Source organism: Paenibacillus lautus (genome assembly GCF_050482385.1).
Taxonomy (GTDB): Bacteria; Bacillota; Bacilli; order Paenibacillales; family Paenibacillaceae; genus Paenibacillus_AQ; species Paenibacillus_AQ lautus_B.
Map to the genome: position 1 here is coordinate 125,612 of NZ_JBCNHV010000017.1, position 25,424 is coordinate 151,035.

Consider the following 25,424-nt stretch of genomic DNA (forward strand, 5'->3'; position numbering starts at 1 on the left):
TTAGGAATTGACCCGTTGCACATATTTTCCTGAACCTTTGTACTTATTGGTCTTTGTACTCCAGGTGAATATTCCCTCTGCCAGATCCCAGCCGCCTTCGTCTCTGAAGTTCTTCCAGTTACTGATGCACTTTACCCGTTGAATCAATCATAACTCCCTGATCCCCCATCAATTGAAGAACCTTACTCAATGTCCCATATTGAAGTCGATATACATATAACTGGGTATTTGAGGGGAAATAAGAGAACGTAATAGCCACATGTTTCTCGTTCTTGGATACTGTAAACACTTGGATCGTCGATTGTTTAAAATCTTCATCACTTACAATCCCTGTATTAATTAAAACAACATGTCCCTTTGCGTTAATCAGATAAAATTACCTGACTCAGTGAGAATAAACGATTCTTTTTTCTTGTCATTGTTAATGTCATCTGTTTTGACGATTTTAACCACTTCATTTGGATACTTTTCAGCAAGGATATCCTTCGGTTTCTTTGCTGCAGCAGAGACATCATCCGTAAACAAAAAGAAAACTGCAAAGCTAAGCAATAATGCCATTGTTGAGAATTTGCCTTTCATATATAAGCCCTCATTTCTAGTGTTATCATATCTTCTTTGATATTAACGTAATTTTGCCTTATCCACATGCTCGGCACGCATCTTCGGATCAGTGATGTTCGCCTCAATCAATGATTGATAGATCTTCTGAATATCAGATTCTGATAGAACGGTATCCACCTTCTCCGCTTGAATCCGATTCATTTTGTGCTGAATATATTCGGACAGCTCGACATCGTACACAATCAGTTCATCCGATTGGATTTTTCTCAGCTCCGGATCTACGCTGAATCTACAGCGCATTGTAAAAGAAACCAGTGAGATGAACCGGCTTTTTTGGTAGTTAGGGAGCAAACTTTTAATCGCTTGAATATGTCCGTAATTTTGCATAAAGGGATTATACATTTTAAACCGGTTACTGACCGTCCATGACTTATTCTCTCTTGTTCCCTTAATCTCTCCGGTATAATTCTTCGTCTCGATGACAAACAATCCTTGCGGTGTGATTACCACATGGTCAATCTGCGAATAGCCCGTACGGGACTTCGAATTCGTAACCATTAAATCACTTACATACTTACATCCTTTGGGGAGTTGATCTAGTTGAATATTAATCTTATGCTCACCCAGTTCACCAATACGAGTAGGCTGGACCTTGGGCTTGGCGTTGTTTCCAGAAGTTTTGACTTTATTCGTATGTTGAGCCGGCTTTTTCTTGGGCTTATCAGAGGATTTAAACAAGGACATTAACTTTTCAAACATAAGAGAACTCCGTTCTATATGTAATGATGATTCATCCGATCCATCTCTTAAGAGGCGACGTACTCCTCTGTATACTCCATTCAGTAGAATTAATTACTAGCTGCGTTCTCCCCCTTATTTTAGAATGCCTCCCTAATCATACTACAAAGCTATTGACCCATCGTATATTTAACATTAACTTACTTATATAAGTCATTTCCCTAAATATGGAATACAGATCTGGAGGCGAATATCTTTGGTACCTACAGACAGAACAATCAGTACGGAGCTATTACGTTACTTGGAGAAGGAAAAACTCAGCATTTCCTCTTTTGCAATTAAATCGGGAATCAATTCAGGAACTCTCAGCCGCTTTATCAATGGGAACCAGCCACTTTCCGTTCTAAGTCTTGATTTAATTACGAAAGCCATGAATCTGGAAGAAGGCTATTTTTATCCTCTATATGTAAATGAATCAACACCGAACTGGAGACGACTTGGCCCCTTTATCATGCGATGTGCCGAGCTAGGGAAACTCTACTGCATCGATCAGGCTGTTGATTTGATAATCGATAACCCAGCATATTCATCCCTACTCTTTGATAGCGCTGAAGCACTATTTCACAAGGGAAATCGGGAAGCTGCTCTGATCATATACAAAAAAGTTGCCGAAAGTGAAAAACACCAGCATGCTGAAAGATTAGGTTTGTGTCAATACAGGATATTTACTTGCTCCCTAAACTCGGATCAGGAACATAATCTGAACTGTACCATACAATTTGAAGCTTATATCAAGCGACTTCCTGAAGGGGTACAACTAGATGCTTTAAAAGATTTAACTAACACGTTGTTATCCTTAAATAAAAGGAATAGAGCAAAATACTATGCTCAGGAAATGGGACGCATCTCCAGAATGCTGTATGCGCAGAAACATAATAAAAACAAACCACATAGGAAGCCTATAGAGCCAGCCAAACCGTTGTTTGGATATATTTTATACTCCGATCTGCTGTTAGGCTCCATAGCTGCAGATAACGATGATTATGATCAAGCACTTTATTATTTATCCTGTTATGAGAATCAAAGCTGGATTATAGAAACAAATGAAACTGCCGAACGAACCAAAGAGCAGTTCCAGGAATGGGCTAGAGGCAACCGTTATCTATATGAACTAATGAAAGGCAACATAGAAGTACTTGAACCATACATCGAGTATATCTCTTCCAGGGAGAACGAAATACTAAGAGCTTTATTTAAAATCATCCAAGCAACTAACATGTATCATTTTGAATTTGATGAATATCTCGAAAGATTTGAGAATCTGATCAAGGATCATCTCAAGCAACGAGAACCAGTTGGCAGTTATAACGAACAACTAATTGATGACCGATTTGCTAAATTCCTTACCGATGTTGGCATGTATTATATACGGAAGGGTAACATTCAAAAAGGATCAAAATATATACTGGATAGTTTAGAATTCTCATACACCATCAATTTTGAAATTAACATCGTAAGATGCTGCACAACCATGGAGCATATTCAATCTATGCTAAATCATGAAGATCTTGAACGGTATGCTGAAATACAAGATAAGTTAAAAGTTAGCGGTACTCTTATTCATCCTTAGCTTCGCAGGAGTTCTTGTGTTATGGTAGCTAAACTGCAGCAGCAGGCTCCCATGATGAACTTAACATTTATTCGAGAGTGGAGTGATCGGATATCAGTGAATTAGAGAACGGAGAAAAAAGCCAAGGCTGATCGCTGCATTAGCCTTGGCTCTTCATTGTACTCGGCTAGCTTTATTTCTCAAAAACAGAGTGGTATGTTTCATAGGGTAACTCTAGTTGGCTAGATATCTGAAGAAGGAACTCATCCGCTTTCTTAATCAAGTTCATTAGATGTGTGGGCTGCATTTTACTAATGAGGGAATTCTCCTGTGATAAAAAGGATAAGGATTGTATAAATATCAACGGTTCCACATTCATCTCCGAGTCTTTGGGGAACATCCGCAGTATTTCTTCTAGCAACATATTTGAAATAGGCTGCCTTCTCTCCTTCTTTATATATAAAGCGGTTAGCATGGATTCTAATGCCCTGTTGCATAGTAATAAACTGACGTGATGCATCTTTTTGTCAAAGAAATGCAAAGATAAATTCATATATTCTTGAGAGCAGCTGGCATGAAGAACAATCATATCCTGGTAAAAGCCGCCTGTTTTCTCATGTTGGGAGGATGTATTCACATTCAGGTCAGTATCTCTTGTTACCGTCGATTTCATAATTAGCTTCACTCCCATTGTTCACTAAGAACATAGTTATCCAATTTAGTATTTTCCAGTATCTGTATTATACCACCTCAAACATTTTGTGGGCAATACCCTACGGAAATTCCCTTATAGAAACACATAAGATGAATTTAACTATCTATTAAGGGGTTATAACGTGGCTAATCATAATGATAAATCCATAGAGTTACTTGCCTTCGGCAGAGCTCTCCGAAATATTCGCAAAGAAAAGAAGCTCACCCAAGATGAGCTGAGCCTGTATTCCCGTGTCGATCGGTCTTATATTAGTGAACTTGAGAACGGAGAAAAAGCGCCTACTCTGCTAACGATTATTGCATTAGCAAGGGCGCTTCATGTTAAGGCTTCCGTTTTGATTGAGGGGTATGAGAGGGAGTTGGAGGAGAGAAATAATTAATAAACTTAAAGGAAAATTTCAGGTAAACTCGAGTCTTTATGTACATTGGTAGAAATAAAGTACAATCTTTGTTCCTGAAATTACTACTTTTTGCGTCTTCTAACGAATCTTAAGTTAATTTCTTCTTTTTTCTCATCCATCTTATTGAGAATAATATCTTCTATATAGTCAATTAAATGTAGAATACTTTGTCTCCTTAATGTTACTAAATCATAAGTTATATATTTAAATGCTGCAAGAAGATAGGTTAATAGAGCAAGGATAATAAAATGAATTACTAAAAGGTACATCGCATCATTTAAACTGATTCCCTTGAAGAGAACTATCTGAAACTGGGACCAAACAGGAATGAAAAGTACTATAAAAAAACCAGGTAAGAAAAATATAGTTGGCTTAGCCCTTTCCGCTCTTTTGTTAAGTTGTTCTGTAAGTTTACCCAATTTCTTTTCAGTATCTAAATGTCTATCGGATAAATAATCCTCTATTTGATTTTGAATATATCTATGATATCGATTGTCAGCGCTCCATAACTTTGTTTGCACCGCAATTCCATATTTCTCCTTAATTATTTGCTTAGCCTTTCGATTTAATATGTAAGCAGCAAATATAAAAATTACAATTCCAATCGCAAGAAATGATCCCTTGTTAAATAATATTGTATAAACTCCTCCAGCTATAACAATAAGCAAAGAAATCCAAAAAAAACGTTCCACCCACTTCATGTATTTAAATACTAATGCTTTAGAGTTTAGACTCTTGGAGAAATATAGAATTAATTCATCAACCATCTAATAACCCCTTCTTTATCCAATATATGACATTGTCGATTTTTTTATAATTCTTTTTTTAGTATCAATCTTCTATTAGCTGAAAATGCTCCGTCAGAGTTTCGATCGTGAACTGGTTTCTCAATTTACATGCTGAGTTCTGGTTCGCGAACATCCCTTTTTCCCAAATGGCTTCATGCTTCGGAACCGTCTTAAGCCAATTCACGCGTACCACGTACTCGCACAGATCGGGATCATCGACATCCGTATCCATATTGACTTGTAAGTCGGTCTCGAGAAGCGGTATATTCTCCTCATCGACCATCACTTGAAAATCCTTGATAGGCACGACTTCGTCTTCAACGATGCCCACGCCGACATACCCTACTTTTGGAATGCATGCAAAGATTCGAGCACCTGGCTTGAGAAGATTCAGCGTATTACTGTACCACTTTCCTTGCCCCGCCGAAATGAAGCCATATCGTCTGCAGTCCTCCCAGTTCCGATGAATACCGTCTCCCAACGAGACATAATAGTCTTTTCCGTTCCACGGAGCTTTCCCTGTCTTTTTGGACGTCGCGCGTGAAGTCTTTTCCTCCACTTGGTTCGGATCAATGAGCCAGTTCCTGGCTAAATACTCACTATCTCCATCCTTGAAATAATGGAAGAAAAGCGCATTCACCGGAACCCCGAAGCTCGTCAAATAGTTGATGATCCGCTCGGTAGCTGGATCCAGCTCAGACGAGACGATAATTAATTGATGTAGCTCATTCAAGCTTTCAGGAAAATCAGTTTTGAAATGGTCTACAAACTCTTGTTCCAGCTGCTTTCCTGGATTCTTCTCACTGTAGATTCCTATGATATCCGTGTAAGTCAGCTGTTGAACCCAAGAAGCATAATCGAGTGTCTGCGCAACGACTTCCCGTGGAGTCTTGTTACGCTTTAGCTCGATCACAACCAGGTTTCCCTCAGCATTCATAGCCAAGATATCAATAAATTTACCAAAAGCCGTGCTGATCTGCCTTCCGATGAGCATCAAAGAGGGGTCTATAATGCTAATATCATTGGTGATTACATCCTCGAGCTTACGCTCGGTCTCGATACTTGAAAAATGAACTCTCTCCACTGCTCCGTTGATTTTCCATATCCCTAGTTCAATTGGCATTCGAATTTGCTCCTTCACCATTAAATTCCGATTATATCTTTAATCTTCGGAGATTCCTGCAACTTCTTATTAATCATTATCAATAAATTTCAATAGTATCTACTTCTAGTCTATTGCTTGATTCTTATGAATTCCTAGCACCCGCTTAGCTAAATCCACCTGCTCATGATCCAGTTCCACCCTTACCGTACCAGCGCGTCTCTCCTCACGCCACTTTATCAGATCTTCTTCCGTCTCTAATTTCAGTTCCGCAATCTCTGCAGCCCGGTCTAAAATATACTTCGATGTATATAGAGCCGTGTAGATTCCTCGTCCTCCTGAAACAATCGGTTTATCCCGCTTCATCCAACTATCGATCGTAAATTTCACATACAGCTTTTCCTCAGATCCCCGTCTCACGGGACGCTCAGTAATTTCTCTACGGCGCAGTACCTTCCAGTCAGCCACTCGTCCGTACCAGTGAATGCCTGTTTCTCCGGTAGAAGCGAACTTTCCCTTCGATTGATAGAGGGCAATATATTCGATCTGCGTTAAAATCTTGTGGTCCGACACATTATCAAGGGGGATATGGTAAAAGTTTAATTCCAGTGCCTGTTCCAATTGGGAAGGTTCTTTTAGTGAACCTACCAATACATTTTTGCCAGCCAATTTGTCTTGATAGTAACTTTTCGTCCCTCGAGGTCTCGTCGAGCGTTCGTATGCTTTTTCCGGACTGTCCTTAATAAGCTCATCCAGGAATTCTTCCATCAGCTCCGTTGAGTTGGGTAGAAACGGGAAGGCTCCTACGTTGACGAGCTCAATACTCTTATAAAAACGATGCTCCCGAAATTTCGCCTCATCATGATATGGAAAGAGAACATACGCCCCAAACATGCTCCGCTCATACTCTTGCTCTTGCTTGTCTGAATAAACGATTGCGTCCCGATACCGATGCATCGTGTTGATGTCGTCTTCCTCAGGACCTGGCTCCTTGTATTTATCATAATAAGGGGTTCCCTCGTATGCAGGATTTATCCGATATTTCGCGTCAAAAATATACTTATACTCCACCGTAGCATCGTTCTTCTTCAGCGTCAGCACATTATCCGGCTTCTGGCCGAGTGTAGCGCTCCGATCGCCTTTGGGAAGCGCGTTGTAATAGAGCGTAAATACTTCCCCGTTACTCGGATTCCTGTACACCATCCTAGCACTGGCCGACTTGTCCAACGTCACGAAAATTCCGGAGCGCTGAACCTTGATGATATCTTGCTTGAGAAGTTCATACTTCTGACTGAGGAGATCATGGATTTTCAAGAAGCACCAGTATTCGTACAGCTGCGCCAAGTCTTTCATCGAGAGATGGAACAAGTCGCTTTGGATCGATAAACCTTTCATGAGCATCAAATAATTGCGATATACTTCCCGATATCCGGGTGCCATCTGCAACACTAAAGATACGGATAATTGCTTCATTCCACCAACGTTTAGAAAATCCAGCCTTAACAATCGCTGCAGATGATTCTGCATAGAGCTCATCCGCTTCATTAGGAGGGGATCCTGCATCCGAGCACTTCCGGATAGTCTTGATTTCAATTCCTTTAATTTTTTTGATATGCGCTCCAGCACCCACCGTACAAACCGATTCTCCATCGTGTCATATTGGATTCGACGTTTCATCTCCAAAGCTTGGGTAGGGTATAAGGTTTGACCGTTAACTGGAATAAAACCAATCTTATCGTCTTGTCTAAGTAAATGAAGGTGTTTGGTCAGGTACGCTATGTTTTCTTTACCTGTCTTCTTAACTCTTGCTGCCTCGACCCTCCTCATCTCTTTCTCTAGCTTGTAGTTAGGAGAAGTCTGTATTCGCTTCACCGCTTGAACAAGCTGTTCAAACACATGTTGGAGAATTGCAAAAAATTCCGTAAGACTTTGATGTTTCGTTTCTTTTAATCCGGTTAAATGGTACGTTTTGCGAAGAAAATCAAAAGACAAATTATAAATCTGCCGATTCACATCGTCTAGAATCATCTGATAATCTTCTTTGTAATCCATTTTGGAAGGGAAAATCTCCAGTTGTAGCTGAAAAACAGCCTGGCCGTTTAGCCTGAGCTCCAGATCGGATAGACCAACCTCGTTCTGAAAGTTCAGGATCCCCGACAGGATAGATTGGCCAAGTGGCTTAATCGCTTGTCTTACGCTAGCATTCTCATGATGGAAGGTTAGAGCCAGCGTCTGCTTCTTCTCCACAACGAGCTCATACGACTGCGTTTCGAAAAATAGCGACCAACTCTTCTCTCCCACCTCCCATGGGGTGAGCGCTCCTGTTTCCGGTGAGAACACCGAAATCTGCTCGATCCTTAATTCTCTCGAAAGGGAATGAACCTGCAAGCTTGTATCAATCCATTCCCCATCTTTGCTGCGATGAAGTTGCATAGACTCCACCGTAGGATGATACGGTTTGCCCTGAATGTAGAGATTGAAGAGGTTAGTCTCGACTCGCAGCAGTTCCACGCTTTGATTAAGAGAGCCAGTAAGAGGTGAATCCATCTTCTTCTAACCTCCGTAGCATAAAGGCGATTTTCCGAGCGCTTAGAGGATGTTTAGCCTTGTTCTCCTCTTCGTTGTCATTCCATTTTAGATAGATCTCCGACGCATCATCCATAAGCTCTGACACTGGCAACGTTCTCCCTAGTGCCCCTTGCAGAAGCTTGAGGAGTACCCGCTTCACAGATAGGCTACTGCCTTGAACGCGAGGAAGGATTTTCTGTAGGAGCTGAAGATCAAAGGCTTCATCATTCGAGAGCAACTCATGACGCTGATTGTATACCATATAAAAACAGATCGAATCCCGGATCCGAAATCCGACATGAGAATGGATCTCTTCAAGGATGAGGTTGATCTTCACCAGCTTCTCCGTCGTGGCATGAACTAACTCCGTATACTCGGAATACACGTCGACTAGTTGCAAATACTCACTTCGTAAGAACGAGTTGTGTACGGGCATAGGTGCTCCCTCATCTTGCGGTTCTAAGCTCGGATATTGCTGCAAATCAATATAATTAAACTCGATCGTATTCGCGCGATCCAGTACCTTCTTGCTAAAAGGATGCGTCGTCTCATCCATGTTCACGGTTCCAATCAGATACACATTATCTGGAATGGACAAGTCCCCATATACCGATTGATCCTCCGGTAGCAAGGACTCCCGGTTAATTAGCTTAGAAGTAACGATCCGATCTTGTTTCCACTCCTGCGTCTCGATCACGCTGAGCACATCGCTAAAATAATACTCCACTCGCGCTAAGTTCATTTCATCCAGGCAGACAAAATAAGGCTTGTGCTGATTCTCAGGCTGAGAAGCTTCAACAAGCACCTCCGCTAAGCGTCCAGGCCGAAATACTCCCGACAAGTCTTTATATCCTAGCAAATCAGAAGGATCGCTCCAGTCAGGTCGAACCGGAATCAGCGTAAATTGTCCATTGTCTCCGGTAGCACCTAGTGCCTCAGCAAAAAGCTTAACGAGCTTGGTTTTGCCGGTACCGGATACCCCAGCCAGAATAACGAAAGGCTTGGTTTTTAGAGAGAGATACAGGTTCTCGATAAGGCCGTGAGGATAATGGAAACCTCGGTGGGAGATGTATGATTGGATTTGCTCGATTTGTTCTGGCACAGTTAATGAACTCAAGGATGGGCTCTCCTTCTCTTCTTTCGATGGTACCTCTTCGTTTACACCTTTGTTCTTAATAACATGGTCCACATACATTTTATAGTTAGAGACCACATTCTCTAGATCCGCCAGTAACTGATCGTCATCTGGAATCGCATTTCGATCATAGCGGATATACGCCACCGTAGAGACTTGGTAGTCGCGGCCGAGACCACTTCTCGAGGTAAGGTTAATGCCATCATCCTTCTGCAGACCTTCCAGTGGAAGGAGTTGACGGAGCTCACTGGCCTTCTGCTCAAGGTAGTGGTACCCTTCTTTCTTACCAAGCTCATCTTTGGGTACAGTAACCCCTTGAGCTAATGTAAGATAGACAGACTCCATATCCTCTGAAAACAAATAAACGATATATTCACCGTGCTGCGTTGTATCCGTTAACCGCTTATCCATCACCGCGATCCAAGGAATGTTGGCCCAGTTCCCCTGACCAACCGAACCCTGGATCTTATAGTTGGGATCGATAAAAGAAAGTGATCTTAACTGCTCGGGGATCGTCTGTCTGAATAGAGTTCCTAACGAATGACCTGCAAATGCTTTGTTTCTAGCTACTATGTAACTGTTCATAATTTCGGACAGTGCATTTCGAATGGAGAATACTGACTCCCCTAACTTATCGTTATAGTTATGGAGCTCGGTTAAAGCGTACTCTTTTAACTCTTGAATGACGTGGTCATCTAGTTTGTCGGCTATATCAGGACGGAATGTTACTGTTTCCTTGCCATGATCTACTTCTAAGATTGTCGAGAGCGCCTCCAACGGTGTTTTAAGCAAGCTTATGGTTTGGGATAAGGTAAAGTCATCCCAGTGACTCGCCTTGCCAAGGGGAGGTGAATCTACTCTCTCACCTAGCTTACTATTCTCTTGAAAGTATGCCAAAAATCGCTCAGCAATCATGCCGAGCGGGAAATAGAGCGAATGGGTCTGTTGGTAAAGTTCGATAAGTGAAAGAACTAGGACCATTTTGTAGGATTTTTGTTTGGTGCGAAATATGGATGAGAGTTTGTCTGGTAGCATTAGGACCTCCAGGGCTATATAGCGTTGTAGGTTAAAATACCTACTTTAGATGATTATATAATATCATCTTTTACTGCCTAGATGGAGGTGGAAATGTTGATTACTTCCAGATCATTTTATGACTATTACAGAATCTATACATGGATGCGATTCACTTAAAAATAAGGTAGGACGGGGCCAATGTTTATAAAGCTGCCTACATTGTGATTAGGATTGACCTGGATGGGACTTCCAAATATTTTTCAAGTACCAACTAAGATCGTAAACTCATCTACACCACAATCATGATTAAAAATTATTAAATAACATTTATAGTGTAAAAATATATAAGTAATGTATTTATTATGTATTGATAATCGGTAGAGAAATTGTGAATTTCTTAACGTAAATTCCGACTCTTTGGCAATATAAAAAGCCACACAGACCGTAAAAGCACTGTCTCCAATGCTTTAATGGCTGTGTGACTATTTTCTGACTCAACTGTGGCATATCCCCCTGCATAAAAATTTCGCGTTAAGGGGCGAACAGTAGCTATTTTTGAGTTTGAGCTTGCTCCTCATACTGACATTAACGTTATTCCACTGTAACTTGACCGTTCATAAGCATCGGTAACAGCCAGTCACGAATTCCGACAAGTTCAATGTTCTCAAATATTTTTTTCGTAATCATTTCATGCAGAGAGGTAACTACTTTCTCAAAACTAACAGCTGTGCCTTCATTAGGAACAACAATTTCCGTTTCCTTCAAAAATTTGAAATGCCTTGCATATCCGTAATTAGACAGGTCTATTTTTAGAATTGAATAATAAAGCAAAAGTTCGGGCATACAAGCATTATTGGAAATCAAAACCTGTGTTCCATCTGCACCTCTTGCAAAGTCAAACCCGACATACTTTACAATTCTTGTGTGGTCACCAAATATTACTGCTCCTTTTGTAAAATGTAATACAGATTCAGGAATATCTGTGTATCCTGCAATAAAATTAGCACTTTGGTCAATCACAGGAATACTTCCACACATCTGATAGCCTACTGATTGAATTTTTGTAGTAACGGATACTTTTGCGAGTAATTCTCCAATTGGACAAGATTCCCATCCCTTAGGTATTTTTCTTTTTAACTTTTCATTCCATACCATTTCTCCACCGGATGAACGATACGGCTTGCCGTTTTTATCAGGGAAATCGAACTGTACGAACCAGTAGTCATAAATGGTTTTTGCCATTTCCTCCAGTTCGGCAATGATACGGTTATTGAGTTCGATTTTACTGTCTATAGACCATAATAGACTTGCGGCTCTTTTTTGCACATCTCTATCTGGAATAAAAACTATGACATCATAAATACGTTCTGGTGAAGTATGTTTAACTTTTGTTCCGGAAGCCGTGTCTCGTATTTGTTTTCTCACAGAACGTGTCATAAATAAGTAGTATAAATACAGCTTATCTACAATAGTATCATCCCAAGTAATAAGTCCTATTCGCTGATTATGAAGATAAATACCACCTTCAGGAATGATGGCTGTACTACCAAGCAAACCTTCCGCTTGCTCAGTCATCGCTATCATAAGGTCACCAGGTGTGCACAAATATTCACTTGGGAAATCAGATGTGTAATATTTTTCCTTGCCTGGAGTCCTCTTAAAGCCACCTTTCTCGAAAAAATTACCTGGTGTTAAAACAATATACCTTCCACTTGATGCAAAAAATTCCCCCAAAAATGGAAAACCATGCTTGACAGCTGAAAATTCTCCCATCGCATATCGCTTTAGCTTACTTTTCATACTTGACCCGTCCCAGTTGCTTCGTTATCTCCTTTTCCAACTCAAGCCCATTAGCAAACATGCTTTCAAGCCTTGATTTGTACCCTGTCATCTTATCCTTAAATTCTTCTTGCGTTATTTCCACATGCTCTATTTTTACATCAAAATACTGTCCTGCTGAAAAAGACAGCTTCTTTTTTTCAATATCCCTATATTCCACCACTACGCAGAAATCCTCTGTAGCTTTAGCTAAGTTAAATGTATTAATGATGGTACTGATTTCCACTGGACTTAGAACAGTCTTTTGATTTTTCCCATCTTCTTTTACCTTTCTTCCCATTTTTGATGCGTCCATCAATACAACCTTGCCCTCTGTGTTCTCACAGTCAATAAATAGAATAGATACATTTGTGCCTGTGGTAGCGAAGATATTAGAAGGCATAGAAATTACGCCTCGTAGCATTCTTTCCTTCACGAGTTTTTCACGAATTTTCTTTTGTATACCCGAGCCAGCAGTCAAGAATCCTGTTGGAACAACAACCGCTGCCTTCCCCTTCTTTTCATCTAGCGAATAGATTATGTGCTGTAAAAACATCAGATAAATTGCCATGCCGCTTTTGTCCTTATTAGGAATATTCGGTACTCCCGCAAAGAAACGTTTCTGATACTTTTCACCAGCCAGCGTGTTGCGACTGTCGGAAAAATCCATATTGAACGGAGGATTAGAGACAATATAGTCAAATGTCATCAACCCGTCTTTTCTTTCGTTCAAATGTTTTGGATTAAGCAGCGTATCCTCATGCATTACATTAGGTAAGGAATGAACAAGATTATTTAGAATTAAGTTTAGTCTTAGAAATTCATTGGATTTCTGGGATATATCCTGTGTATAAATGGAGCATTTAGTTTCTCCTATTTCATGAGCAAGTGCCAATACCAGTGTTCCAGAGCCCGCCGCGGGGTCGTATATTGTTACGTTTTGTGCGCCTTCTGGTACCAGAATTTTGGCTATAATACCTGCAATGGAATGAGGCGTGTAATACTCCGCGTACTTGCCAAAATCCTTATTGTAGTCCTTGATAAGATATTCAAAAATAGTGGAAAAGAAGTCATATTTCTGGTCAAAGACACTATCAAAGCTGTAGCCTACTAGTTTTTCAATTAAAGCACGACAGAAATTGTCTCTCTTCTCCTGCTCAATAACAAAAGGAGAAAGAGCATCAAACAGACGAATTTTGGATTGACCGCCAGTCTGTACTGAAAATATACCAATATTAAAATTAGCAATATCAATGAGTGTATCATCAAACAATGTGTGAAAACCATCTTGATTCTTTCTGTTGAACAAATACGATATATAATGCTTCCTTTTTAGATTTGCCGTATCTCCACCAAAATCCATCAGCATTAACTCATAGTCATCCTCAGACATCTCATTCATTGCAGCTTCCACTTCCGCGGTGGTCATCTTTGAAAATCGAGGAAGAACCAGTCTTGCTTCATACATAAACTTGTCATTGAGAAACTTATACAGAAAAACCTCAGTAATAATTTTATATTCACTGCTGGCATTACCAAGACCAAAGTTTGTACAAATAGCCTTGAGGTCATCAATCATTTTTTTAGTTTGTGTTATTATGTCTGAAACTTGCATTAGCTTACCCAATTCCTCTCGTTGAAATATTCATTAGAAATACAGCTACCTACATATTTAATCTGTGAAGTATTTAAAGGTACACCATTTGAATTTAATTCTCGTTTTATTAATGGGAACAAATCTTGCAAGAAATAAGGCTCATTTGTTAATAGCCTCTCGTTGGCAAGAATACGTTCATCTATTTGATGTTTAAGTGACAACAGCACCTTATGCAAAACAATATCAGACGCAAGAGGCGGGGGCGTTTCTTTAAGCCGCTTATGTGTCCTCATAAATTTAATGTCATTTTCATATTTTGCTGTAAGCATCTGGTCAACTTGATTCTTCTGTTCCGCTGCTTTACGGATACGGTCAAGTTCAGCAATATTTCCCGTCATTTCTTCAGCATTAAGTTCTTCTATATGCTTTTTACGTAGTAATCTCTGGAGTTCCTCCATTAATGTGATATATTCCGGGTCCTTAGGGTCAAGGTTACGTTGCATTTCCCTGCGAGTCCGTTCAAGGCTCTCTTTGAATTTGTCTGCAATTACAAGTTCGTTTTCTGAAATCTTCTTGAACTGGAAATCAATCTCATCCAATGCCATATTCAATACAGCGCTCATATCCTCCGCATTTTGAAGATTCTGCTTTAGATTAATCAAATTAATACGGTTATTTACCTCATTATACAGAGCACTGATATTATTTAATTCGAATTTATCTGAAAGTTCTTTGTAATCATAAAGTTTTGCTATATTATACAGTTCCTTGTATAGCTCCAGTGCATGACGGAGTTCAACTAAAGCTGCCTTGTCATCAAGTGCAGATATCTGTTGTGAAAACACTTCTGCATTGGATGTATCAAAAAGAAACAGATTTTCAGCAATCAACTGCAGATCTGTCTGAATCTCTTCTGGCGTTTTAAAAATATTGCCATACTGTTGAAACTCATCACCGAGTTCGGCCTGTAATTCATCAAAATATGCCTTGTTAGTCTTATCGAATTCAGCACGGATATCCGCAAAATCCACTACATATCCATAACGGAAATTCTGATATGGGCGATTAACACGAGTCAGTGCCTGCAACAAAGAATGGTCTTTGATAACACGTCCAAGATACAACTTCTTTAACCGCGGTGCATCAAAACCTGTTAGCAGCATATTGTAAACAATAAGAAAATCAATCTTTCCTTTTTTGAAGGCGTTCCTATATTGTTTACGTGTATCTTTATCATCCTCATCATGGAGAATAAGCGCAGATGAGAATGAAGATTTATTCATTTCTTCAAACACCGCCCTTGCTTGTTCAGATGAGTCACAAACAATCATACCACCAATTGTGTCATCGTTATATAAAATCTTACTCTTGGTGAAATCTGTAGTGATATATTCTACTAGTGCAGATACATATTTTGGATGGGCGTATAGTTCCTTCTTTGAAATCGCTCCTTTCATGGTTTCAATTTCATCCAATGCTGACTGTAATTTCTTCCTGTATGTTGTAGCTATGCCCTCACGAATGAGTCTTAAAGTATATCCGTCTGCGATTGAGCGATTGTAATAGTATTTATGGATGTAAGCACCAAATACGTCCTTTGAGTCATAACCTTTGCCTTTAATAGGCATACCTGTTTTATCATCATAGATTGTTCCTATTAACGGAGTGCCTGTAAGAGCAATCATAACTGCATCACGATCTGAAGCGATTAGATTAGATAGGAACGACCCTGTTGGTTTATAGCTTCGGTGTGCCTCATCAAGGAAGTAAATTCTTTGTACATTCACATTATAATCTGACACTCTCGCTATAGATTCCTTTGAAAACTTCTGTATATTCAACACGGTTACGGTATCAAGACCTGTATTGTTATTTGAACCTGTTGTACTGATATTTTCAATAAAATCCTTTTTGGAGTTTACTTCTTCCACATACAGCCCACGGGCACGGAATTCATCTGCTGCCTGTGCAAGCAAATCAAGTCTGTCAACGACAAAATAAAACTTTGCTATAACACCTTTACGCTGATAGTAATCTTTTAGATAGCGGATATTATAATACGCCAGTGCAGTTTTTCCACTCCCCTGGGTATGCCAAATGATGCCATTCTTTATTCCGGAATCCAGCTTTTTTTCAATTGCCTTAGTTGCGAAAATCTGAGGATACCTCATCAAGTGCTTTTCAAGTGTAGTTATGCCTGCATCGTCCGTTTTTTCCACATAGGCTATGGCATATTTCAGTATCATCATAATACGGTCATGTGAAAACAAACATGTTACTATTCTATTTGTCTGTGAATCAAAGTTGAGGTTAGTTGCATACTCGGACGTATACTTAATTGATAGAAGGTTCGTATCCTTTAATATAAGGCTTTCTTTCTTCAAGTCTATGGGTTCTATTTTGTTAAAAATAGATTCATCTTCTTCTCTAAAATGACTGAAAAATAGCTTTTTATAACTGCTTGCAGCATAAAACGCACCTTCTAAAGGCACAGCCTCATTATCGTCATATTCTCTGTTATTGGAAAACACCATAAGTTGAGTAATATTAACAAAGCGTTTGAACTTTTTATTTTTGAACCGCTTATTAATACGAGTGTATTCAGCTTGGATGCCATTTTTGTTATTTGGCTTTTTAACTTCCAGAAATGCAAGAGGCATTCCATTTATTAAGACTGTTATATCAGGACGAAATTCATCGCTTCCATTTTTGTACGTAAGCTCTGTTACTATTTGATAGGTATTACCTTTACCACTGGCTCTTTCAAAATCCACCAGTTTTATTCCATTACAACCGAAAAGAATCTTGGAGTAAAAATCCCTGCCGAGGTCGTCGGCAGAAAGCGAAATTTTTAATTCCTCAATAATCTTGTTTACCTCCAAAGCGGAAAGAGTGGTTCCGTTAATCCGATTTAAGGCATCACGAAACGCATCAACAAAAATGTTGGTATCTTCATCAATTTGGCCACTATAGTTCTTGAGGGATATATATTCATACCCCAGCCGAGTAAAATGAACTAAAGCAGGTATCTTCACACGTGAATCCTCATTATGTAGAGTTCCCATCATCCCCTAGCTCCTTTCGCTACGTATCTTGGCTTGTGTCGGGGAAACAAACCTCTTCTACTTCGTAGAATAGTACACAAACGGGATTATTCTTGTCACATGAATTATCTCCTCAGGTGGAATCCATAACTTGCCTTCAGTAGTCAGAATAGTTACCTTTTTGAATCAGTAAAGCACTAAGGTAAATTTCTAATCACGCCGCAGAAGATCAGCTATACATCTCGGAAACGGTGTATTCCACAGGCTCTCAGAAGAACCACCCATTCAGCAAACTGGCGGAAATATTGGAATGGCACAATAGTGCCGTTCCTTATTCTTGCTCATACAGCTTGCCATTACTCAAGCCGTTTCTTCATCCATTCCCGGTAAGTGACCGGAGCCAAAATCTCAGCATCCGGTCCGTACTGACTTACCCAATTCATAAACTCCCTGTTATGATTCAAGCAACATCGAATAGCAATCCGCCATCAGGCAAGTCCTTCATATGTAACGGGTAACGGCGAGAGAGAATTTTACTTTAAAAATGGGATTTGTTCCTCGCCGCATTCAATAGACCACGTATTTTTCTATAATTCTTAATGTTAAAATTTCCACGTTGAAAAGTATAATTGGTCATCTCGATGCAGAGGAAACGACTCAGACGGAACGTCCGTAAATCCTTCGCCTGATGGCAGTAGCCGATCAAATAAAATCGTTGATCCTCGGGACGAGATAATACGGATCGATTCCCCGTTCCGTTTGCTGGTTCTGGCTCTGCGTATGGTAAACGACAGTGATCGTCTTTTCTTCTACAATCGTCTGAATGACTTGATATAGATAATTGGGCACATCCTCCCGATATTCAGGAGAACCCATCTAGATAATAACCGAGAAATGTTTTAAAATTTCCCGATCCCGCTTCTTCTGCCGAAAACGAGCCGCCATGACCTTGTCATAAGCTGGTTCAAATCCCTGCGGTGTGTTGCTCTAATCGACAAAAAAAGGAGCATGTAGAATACATGTGCCTCTTGCTGAGTCCAATTGAATGGGAACATGGCAATATCCCCAGCAAACGTGTAACCTTTGCCATAATTGGTAATCGGCACCAGATCATCTAGCAAAAATAAATCGCGATATACCGTTCTTTCCTCGGTTTCACGATCGTTACGCCAATTCCTTGGCGCTGATACTAGGCCTCGCTTGGATGGCATAAATAATTTTGAACCAACGAAACAGCTTATCAGACATAGTTCAATTCTCCCATTTAATTTTCATTGTGATATATACACACTTCGACAAAAAGCAACCCTATCCTCCCAGAGAACTAAAAAAGATTGTACTTGCCTTTTTCTAATAAAAGGCGAACTCAATATCTTATTGAGTTCGCCTGGTACCTTTTTAAATCGACAATTGTAATACTTATAGCACATTAGACATTTGCAGTTTCTGCTTCCTCTGGATAAGTTCGATCTGTCAACTTCATCAAGAATCACTCAGCTAATCCCATTCACAACAAACCGTCGACTTCAGCTTACTTCCCTGGATCCGGGCAACTTAGACGGATCGAGACATTGTGGCTCGATCGTTGTCTGTTCCATAACAACTTAAGCATTTTTCGCAGTTGCCCAAGTTCGTCAGTACTGCGAACAATCCAACTGCATCTGGATGTACAATTCGATATAATCTGCAATTGCTGAATCAGAAGAGGAGCGGTTCCGATAACCGCTTAAACGCCCCTCTAGCATATTGAATTCTCTCATGCGGTCAGTATTTTTGGCCGAAACCACATAGCTTCCTCCCAATCTCTGAAACCATAACTGAACACACTTTCCTGATCCTTTTCCCCCAACCACAGCCTGGTGGCATGAATTGGAGATTGCTGTGTATAGATGACCATCACATCGTAATCGGAGGTCGTTCTTTTGGCATCATTTGGATGCTTGCGAGGAGTACGGATCGCTTCCTCAAATGCACTTAAAGCCTTCACATCCTTGAAAAAACAGAGTATCCCCATTTATCTCATGGAAACCAACATATCACCTATATGTATCTGTTTAACATAATCAGAGTCATCAAATGCAACTGTAATCGAATAATAATTCTGAGCATCTTCTGGTTCAATACTTTCGTATATGGCATCACCAAAGTACGTCTTGTTGACTGTATCATAAACATAATCAATGATTTCATCCGAAAGTTTTACAAGATACTTGTCACCATATTGTTCACTTACTATATTTTTTAAGTCCCCAACCTTTAATCCTCTCGCAGAGGAATAAACATTGCCTTCCCTTAATGTTATCTGTGAGACAGTTTCATCTCTATACCATACCTCTACTCCGAAATCGTACACCTAAAGAGAGCTGTTTATTAGCATGAGTTTATTCATTTTGAACAAAAGTAATACAGGATTTATAGGGAAGTTCGCTAAGGATAAGATTCATTGTTCTTGTTATCATTGCAGGACAAAATCGAGAGAAGGCGGATTGCCTAAGTCTGATCTTGTAAAACTTGCACGTATGAATGAGTTTAATAGCTTGGAGTAGAGTGTTAGGTTTAATGTGGGAAAGGCTGTAGTGTGTATCGGCCAGAGCTCCAAATAGGATAGGTTTTAAACTGCGAGCGATTCTCTATACTCTGCAGGGGAACGCTCGTTGTGTTTTACTTAGTAACCTAAACGTTGAGCAACGGTTTGATAGCCCAGCCCTACTTCTAAGGAAGACGTACCGCAGGACATCGCTAAGATGGACTACACAGTGAATCGGCAGGGAATTTTTCCTGGCGATTAAGGAAGCAAACTTAATCGTTACAGCATAGAAACGAGACTTGAACCCCGCATTCCACCGTTACCCAAATAAATAAACTCTTGCTAGGAATCACTGATTTCCCGACTTTTTTCTCGACTTTTCTATCACGACTTATTTATATTTTGAATAATGTCTTGATATAAAAACAGAGGAAAGGCTTGATGGATCTGGGGTTTCCCCTTTATCCATTCATCCCTTCCCCGATTTCATCACGCTTCATTCCATTTTTAGCTTGAGTTTATTATAAATAGCACGTGCTTATTAATTGGTTACAACTTCCTCACCAACAACGCCATACTCTCCACATGGCTTGAGTGTCGGTCACTATAATTTAAGCCGTAAGAAGAGCGGTAGCGGTAAACTTGTAATGAATGTTTACCGAACCATCCGCTTTAACTTCGATCTTATCAACAAACCGATGTACCATTTCAGGTGTCAGTTCCCCCAACTTCATAAACCGCTTGAGTTCTTTTTTCAATCGAACGATATTTTCCTCTGTACTTTTATTCCCTTGTTGAGACTGCAAGCCCTTTAACTGCTCCTGTAGGCTATAAAGTTCAGCATTTCCGCTCTCTGTTGCTTCCTTATACTCCACCTCAGTAATCGTACCGCTCGCCAACAGTCTGATTAAGCCTGTCTTTTGTTCTTTCAACTTTTCAATACGTTTTTGTAAAGACTGTATTTGCTTCTCAGCTTGCTTTCTTGCTTGTTGGGTCTTTACCATCCCAAAGCCATTAGATTACACAAAGGTATGCTGGGTGTCGAATGCCTTGACTTTTCTCGGCAAGGAAAAGTTAACCCTCATTTGCGCTACAATAATTTTTTTTGAATTTTGTGGACGTACATTCCTCTCTTACAAATATCGTGACCATTTGCCTAAGAAAGGTTATAATTTGTTTAGATTTGGAAGATTGTGGACAGAACATAAATCTCGCTTAATAACAACCACTAGAACTTAAGACCTAGGGGGGGAATGCAAATGACAGAAGGCATTAAGGGAATGGATAATGGTGGAGCCGAAGCGATTAAAGGATTTAATTTTCAAAAAGCTAATTTAATCCTTCTTGCAATAAACAATTATCAAAAGAATAACTTTAAAATATATATTGAAGCAGAAGATGACATTGTTGTTAGTTACGAAGATTACAAAGCTTACATTCAGGTAAAAAAACAAAAGCATACCTTTAATACCATAACAAAAAAAGAAAGTAAGAAGATTACAGATACCGATGGCAATAAAATAACTACATCATCCTCTTCAATACTGGAAAAGAATCTAAGTTCAGGTTCAGATTCTGATACTTACAAAATTTTCGTTAAAGATATTGGTAGCTCTGATAAGAAGAAATTGAATTTAAGAAAACCTGGTTCTATTTGTACGGAAGTTTATAGATTAAATGATGAAGCTAAAGGAAAAATTATCAACGTCCTTCCTGACGAGTTAAAAAATAAACTAGAGAAGTTTTACTTTTATATTTCCCCCATTAATGACGACCTTAATGAAGCTGTGAAATATTTGATAGGTTGCTTGAATGGAATTAATGTTTCGGTTGATGACAATAGAGGCAGAATTGTCATAGCGGAGCTATCTCTAACTATAGATCAAAAAGCTCAAGAAGTTATTTCCAATGAAGTAGATAAAGAAATTAAAGCAATGGACACTAATTATTTTTCGAAAGTATTCATTACTTACGAAACATTAAATCAATTTGACAGGGTACTAAACTCGCTTGGTTACAATGAATTAATTACGAAAAAAATAAGAAGTGAGAGATTAAAAATTGAACTGAATTCTACTGATTTAAAAAGGGAAATAAAAGAGGCATTAGAAGAGCTTTTTGAAGATGACAGTTTCCAAAGTCTATCAAATCGAGAAATAATCGACATTATTATTGAAAATTTTAAATCATCAAGTTTCAGTAGGAACACCCTAATATCCGTCGCAGTCGAATGTCTATGTGAGGTGGAAGTATGATCATTGATAGTATTATTATATACGATTATATAAATCAAAAGATTAATCAATTCAGTTTTGACCCTCAAACAAATATATTCGTTAGTAAATCGAATACTATTGGTAAATCGAGTTTGATGAAATCAATTTATTATTGTTTGGGCTATAGTGTGAAGATATGGCCTACAAATTGGAATATCCAAAATATGATGTTTCAAATTAAAATTTCAAATCGAGAAAGAGAACATGTTATTACACGGCATAAAGACTTATTTTATATAGATGGTCATCAAAAGGTCCTTACCGAGAAGGAGTATTCAAAATGGCTTCAAGAATTATTGGATATTGAAATTAAAATTAAAGATAAAAAAAGCAAACTTATTTCCGATGTCTATGCAAGTGAGATTCTCATGCCTTTTTACATTGATCAGGATAAATCATGGGGCGGGTACTTATTTTCAAAATCTTCAGACTCCTTCGCAAGGTACAATAATCCTGTAAAAAATGTTTTTGATTTCTATTTTCAAATATCAAACAACATTTTATATGATTTGGAACTTCAAAAGAGCGCTCTTGAAGCTGAATTAAACGGTACTAAGAAAAAGATCGAAGCCCTTACTCTTTTAGGAAATGAGCATGCACCATTTCTTACTCCTGTTGTCGCCGACACTATAACTAGAAATAACGATAATATAGCCAATCACACTACGAATTATATAGGGAGAATTAATCTATTAAGTAACTCCGTTTCTTCAATTAACAATGAAATTATTGAACTTGAATCTAAGATTGATCAACTGAGCAGAGACATATCAGAATTAGATAAACTGAAAAAATCATATGAATCTCGAATTGGCGAAATAAAATATGAATGTATTCACTGTAATTCTAAATTAACGGTTGAACAATCATTAACTCGACTTAAAATTAGAAATAATCTCTATGAGATCGTAAACAATATTAATCAAAACAAGCAAGAGCGGACAGAGTTAGAAGAGAAAAAGAGAAGACTATTATTAACTAAAGACAATATTATCGATACAATCTCCAAAACTGAGGAAATCGTTAAAGATTCTAAAGAATTTAATACTGTAGAAAACTATATAGAAGAACAAGTAAATCAAAAAATTGCTAGTAACTATATGTTCGTAGAGCAAAAATTAATAAATGAGCATTACGAAAAAACAAATTCTATAAAAGAAGTTACTAAAAAAATAGCAAGCGTAAAAAGACTAAGCGCTCATAAAAAATCTGGAATAAAAAAGAGATATAACGAATTAATCAATGAATACGAAAGACATTTTAAAGATTTTGAGCTAGATGACATTGATTTTTACAATTTCAAAGAAGTTAAAGGGAGCGGTATGGACTCCAATAAAAAACTTTTAGCGTTGTATACTCTTTACTCCAATTTAGTACATGAATTTTCAACGGTAAAAATCCCATTTGCTATGGACTCATTTATTAAAAATGAAACCGCTAGTGAACTCAAAGAGAAAATGTTCGGCTTCTTATCAAAGTATTATTTAACAATTGAAGGGCAGTCATTCTTTTCAATAATAGAAGAAAATATAAAATACCTTGGTCCGAATAGCTATCACTATATTTATTTAGAAAAGCCTATTTTAAAGGATGTAAATGATACAAATGATCATTTAACTAGAGCATTTGATATTGTATAATGAACGCAGTTTTAAAAGAGAGTAATTGTTGTTTCATTTATTAAAGTCGATTCTCATACACAATCACTGAGCCGTTTAATTAGCTAGTTGCTTAAGCAAAACTAAAAGAGGGGTATGCGCCCCTCTTTATTATTTCCGCCAATACATCTCCGATTTAAGTGTCCTTCCGCACTAACAGTGAGCAACACTCCACATGCACCGTATGCGGAAACATATCCACCGGCGTTACTTCCACCGTCCTGTATCCGCCATCCTCCAGCACCCTCAAATCTCTCGCCAGTGTAGACGGATTACAACTCACATACACCACGCGTTCAGGCTTCATCTCAAGAATCGTCTCTAACAGACGCGGATCGCACCCTTTACGCGGTGGATCGACCACGATGACATCAGTCTCAATGCCTTGCTCTTTCCATCGCGGAATCACATCTTCGGACGCGCCAACCTCAAACTCTACATGCTTCATTCTATTGAGCTCAGCATTCGCACGCGCATCCTCGATTGCTTCCTTCACGATCTCGACCCCATACACCTTCTTGGCATGCTGGGCCAAGAACAGGGATATCGTCCCGATGCCGCAATAGGCATCGATCACGGTCTCCTCCCCGGTCAATCCCGCATACTCAACCGTCTTACCATACAGTACTTCCGTCTGAGCCGGGTTCACCTGATAGAAGGAACGCGCGGAAATTGCGAACTTCACATCGCCTATATAGTCATGAATGACCTCACGCCCCCACAGGACACGGGTCACATCCCCGAAGATCACGTTCGTTTTACGTGTATTCACGTTCTGGCAGATGCTCACCACAGCGGGGAGCTCTTCGCGGATAGCAGCGATCCACTCGTTCACGCGCGGTATCCGCTCGCCGTTCGTGACGAGTACAATCATCATCTCGCAGGTAGCAAAACCGATCTTGACCACCACATGGCGAAGCAGGCCTTGGCCCGTCTCTTCATTGTACGCGGTAATGCCTAGCTTCCGTCCGATGGCTTTGACGCGGCTGACGACCTCGTCGTTCTGTTCGTGCTGGATGAGGCATGTCTCCATGTCCACGATCCGGTGGCTGCCACGGGCGTAGAAGCCGCCGACCAGGCCACCTTCTGTTACGCCAATAGGCACCTGAGACTTGTTGCGATAGCGCCAAGGCTCGCTCATGCCGAGTGTCGGACGTACGAGGATCCCCTCTTGATCTGAATTGCCAGCATCTTGTCCGTCGCCCACAAGCGTCTCTCCAGCACCTTCCGCCTCTCGCACCACCCGCAGCTTCCCGATCCGCTCCAGGTTGTCCACCACCAGCTGGCGCTTCCACTCCAGCTGTCCGGCATAGCTCATATGCTGCAGCTGGCAGCCGCCGCATTGGTCGTAGATCGGGCACGGGGCCGCGATGCGGTTCGGGCTCTGCTCGACCAGCTCCAGCAGCTTGGCATAGCCATACTGTTTCTTGGTCTTGAGCACCTTCACCCGGGCCTTCTCGCCCGGTAGGGCGCCTTGAACAAACAGGGTGTAGCCGTCTGCACGGCCAACCCCTTCCCCGTCATGGTTCATTCCTATAATATCGGTCACGACCTCGTCGTTCTTCGCCACCGGCAGGTCCAGGAGGGCCGCCGAAGCCGCGGGCTTGCCGCTGCGGCGCGTGTCGCTTCCCTTACGGTTCTTCTTCATGATGTGCTGTTCACTTCTTTCCGTTCAACTTGTTCCTTACCACTCTATATTCCCATTCGGCATCCCATCCATAATAGGAGTTGTTCAAAAAGCTCGCTTTTGATAAGAAAACCTCTATCGAGGCCACTTCATTTGATGAGCGACCGCGATGCATAGGTAAGTTTTCTTGCGATATAGAATTTCATCAGTTCCACTGATAGACCATAAATTCTATATCTAACAC

Annotated in this window: 20 protein-coding genes; 4 read left to right on the top strand and 16 right to left on the bottom strand. The window is 39.9% G+C overall.

Features of this window, described 5'->3' with window-relative positions:
* Positions 1-366: 366 nt before the first annotated feature.
* The gene (locus ABEW73_RS22195; RefSeq protein ID WP_430169165.1) at positions 367-579 is read right to left on the bottom strand and encodes a hypothetical protein; all 213 of its coding nucleotides are present in this window, start codon (positions 577-579) and stop codon (positions 367-369) included.
* A gap of 42 nt (positions 580-621) precedes the next feature.
* A complete protein-coding gene (locus tag ABEW73_RS22200) occupies positions 622-1,320 on the bottom strand; it encodes a nuclease-related domain-containing protein (RefSeq protein WP_430169168.1) in 699 nt (232 codons plus the stop codon).
* 280 nt (positions 1,321-1,600) lie between these two features.
* Between ABEW73_RS22200 and ABEW73_RS22205 the strand changes: the two genes are divergently transcribed.
* Complete coding sequence (locus tag ABEW73_RS22205) at positions 1,601-2,929, top strand: helix-turn-helix domain-containing protein (RefSeq protein ID WP_430169170.1); 1,329 nt, start codon at positions 1,601-1,603, stop codon at positions 2,927-2,929.
* Positions 2,930-3,101: 172 nt separating this feature from the next.
* Here ABEW73_RS22205 and ABEW73_RS22210 read toward each other — a convergent pair whose 3' ends face one another.
* Positions 3,102-3,581 (bottom strand): hypothetical protein, encoded by a 480-nt coding sequence (locus ABEW73_RS22210; protein WP_430169173.1) that lies wholly within the window; start codon positions 3,579-3,581, stop codon positions 3,102-3,104.
* Between the two features lie 163 nt (positions 3,582-3,744).
* On the opposite strand from ABEW73_RS22210, the gene ABEW73_RS22215 reads away from it, so the two are divergent.
* The gene (locus tag ABEW73_RS22215) at positions 3,745-4,002 is read left to right on the top strand and encodes a helix-turn-helix domain-containing protein (RefSeq protein ID WP_430169176.1); all 258 of its coding nucleotides are present in this window, start codon (positions 3,745-3,747) and stop codon (positions 4,000-4,002) included.
* Positions 4,003-4,085: 83 nt separating this feature from the next.
* On the opposite strand, the gene ABEW73_RS22220 is transcribed toward ABEW73_RS22215, so the two are convergent.
* The 12 genes from ABEW73_RS22220 to ABEW73_RS22275 form a co-directional block, all read right to left on the bottom strand.
* Complete coding sequence (locus ABEW73_RS22220; RefSeq protein ID WP_430169180.1) at positions 4,086-4,790, bottom strand: hypothetical protein; 705 nt, start codon at positions 4,788-4,790, stop codon at positions 4,086-4,088.
* Positions 4,791-4,854: 64 nt separating this feature from the next.
* Positions 4,855-5,934 (bottom strand): endonuclease NucS domain-containing protein, encoded by a 1,080-nt coding sequence (locus ABEW73_RS22225; RefSeq protein WP_430169183.1) that lies wholly within the window; start codon positions 5,932-5,934, stop codon positions 4,855-4,857.
* A 105-nt stretch (positions 5,935-6,039) separates the two neighbouring features.
* Entirely contained in the window at positions 6,040-8,460 is a 2,421-nt protein-coding gene (locus ABEW73_RS22230; protein ID WP_430169185.1) for a DUF2357 domain-containing protein, read from the bottom strand.
* Entirely contained in the window at positions 8,432-10,651 is a 2,220-nt protein-coding gene (locus ABEW73_RS22235; protein WP_430169188.1) for an MrcB family domain-containing protein, read from the bottom strand. Before ABEW73_RS22235 ends, ABEW73_RS22230 begins: the two co-directional genes overlap by 29 nt.
* A 573-nt stretch (positions 10,652-11,224) precedes the next feature.
* A complete protein-coding gene (locus ABEW73_RS22240) occupies positions 11,225-12,433 on the bottom strand; it encodes a restriction endonuclease subunit S (protein ID WP_430169191.1) in 1,209 nt (402 codons plus the stop codon).
* Entirely contained in the window at positions 12,423-14,066 is a 1,644-nt protein-coding gene (locus ABEW73_RS22245) for an HsdM family class I SAM-dependent methyltransferase (RefSeq protein WP_430169194.1), read from the bottom strand. Before ABEW73_RS22245 ends, ABEW73_RS22240 begins: the two co-directional genes overlap by 11 nt.
* Complete coding sequence (locus ABEW73_RS22250) at positions 14,066-17,116, bottom strand: type I restriction endonuclease (protein ID WP_430169197.1); 3,051 nt, start codon at positions 17,114-17,116, stop codon at positions 14,066-14,068. The genes ABEW73_RS22245 and ABEW73_RS22250 overlap by 1 nt, the downstream gene beginning before the upstream one ends.
* A 332-nt stretch (positions 17,117-17,448) precedes the next feature.
* Entirely contained in the window at positions 17,449-17,535 is an 87-nt protein-coding gene (locus ABEW73_RS22255) for a hypothetical protein (RefSeq protein ID WP_430169445.1), read from the bottom strand.
* A 95-nt stretch (positions 17,536-17,630) separates the two neighbouring features.
* Positions 17,631-17,798 (bottom strand): WYL domain-containing protein, encoded by a 168-nt coding sequence (locus tag ABEW73_RS22260; RefSeq protein WP_430169200.1) that lies wholly within the window; start codon positions 17,796-17,798, stop codon positions 17,631-17,633.
* Entirely contained in the window at positions 17,795-17,941 is a 147-nt protein-coding gene (locus ABEW73_RS22265) for a hypothetical protein (RefSeq protein ID WP_430169203.1), read from the bottom strand. The genes ABEW73_RS22260 and ABEW73_RS22265 overlap by 4 nt, the downstream gene beginning before the upstream one ends.
* Before the next feature lie 1,165 nt (positions 17,942-19,106).
* Positions 19,107-19,445 carry a hypothetical protein gene (locus ABEW73_RS22270; RefSeq protein ID WP_430169205.1) on the bottom strand — a complete coding sequence of 113 codons (339 nt, stop codon included), beginning with the start codon at positions 19,443-19,445 and terminating at the stop codon, positions 19,107-19,109.
* 785 nt (positions 19,446-20,230) lie between these two features.
* On the bottom strand, positions 20,231-20,623 hold the full coding sequence (locus ABEW73_RS22275) for a DUF4368 domain-containing protein (RefSeq protein ID WP_430169207.1): 393 nt from the start codon (positions 20,621-20,623) through the stop codon (positions 20,231-20,233).
* A gap of 255 nt (positions 20,624-20,878) precedes the next feature.
* Here ABEW73_RS22275 and ABEW73_RS22280 point away from each other — a divergent pair, with 255 nt between their 5' ends.
* Together ABEW73_RS22280 and ABEW73_RS22285 are read left to right on the top strand one after the other, a co-directional pair.
* Positions 20,879-21,874, top strand: coding sequence for a DUF4297 domain-containing protein (locus ABEW73_RS22280; RefSeq protein WP_430169210.1), 996 nt, complete (start codon positions 20,879-20,881; stop codon positions 21,872-21,874).
* Complete coding sequence (locus ABEW73_RS22285) at positions 21,871-23,535, top strand: hypothetical protein (protein WP_430169213.1); 1,665 nt, start codon at positions 21,871-21,873, stop codon at positions 23,533-23,535. Before ABEW73_RS22280 ends, ABEW73_RS22285 begins: the two co-directional genes overlap by 4 nt.
* 154 nt (positions 23,536-23,689) lie before the next feature.
* Here the strand turns inward: ABEW73_RS22285 and rlmD are convergent, their stop codons facing one another.
* A complete protein-coding gene (gene rlmD / locus ABEW73_RS22290; protein ID WP_430169216.1) occupies positions 23,690-25,201 on the bottom strand; it encodes a 23S rRNA (uracil(1939)-C(5))-methyltransferase RlmD in 1,512 nt (503 codons plus the stop codon).
* Positions 25,202-25,424 lie beyond the last annotated feature (223 nt).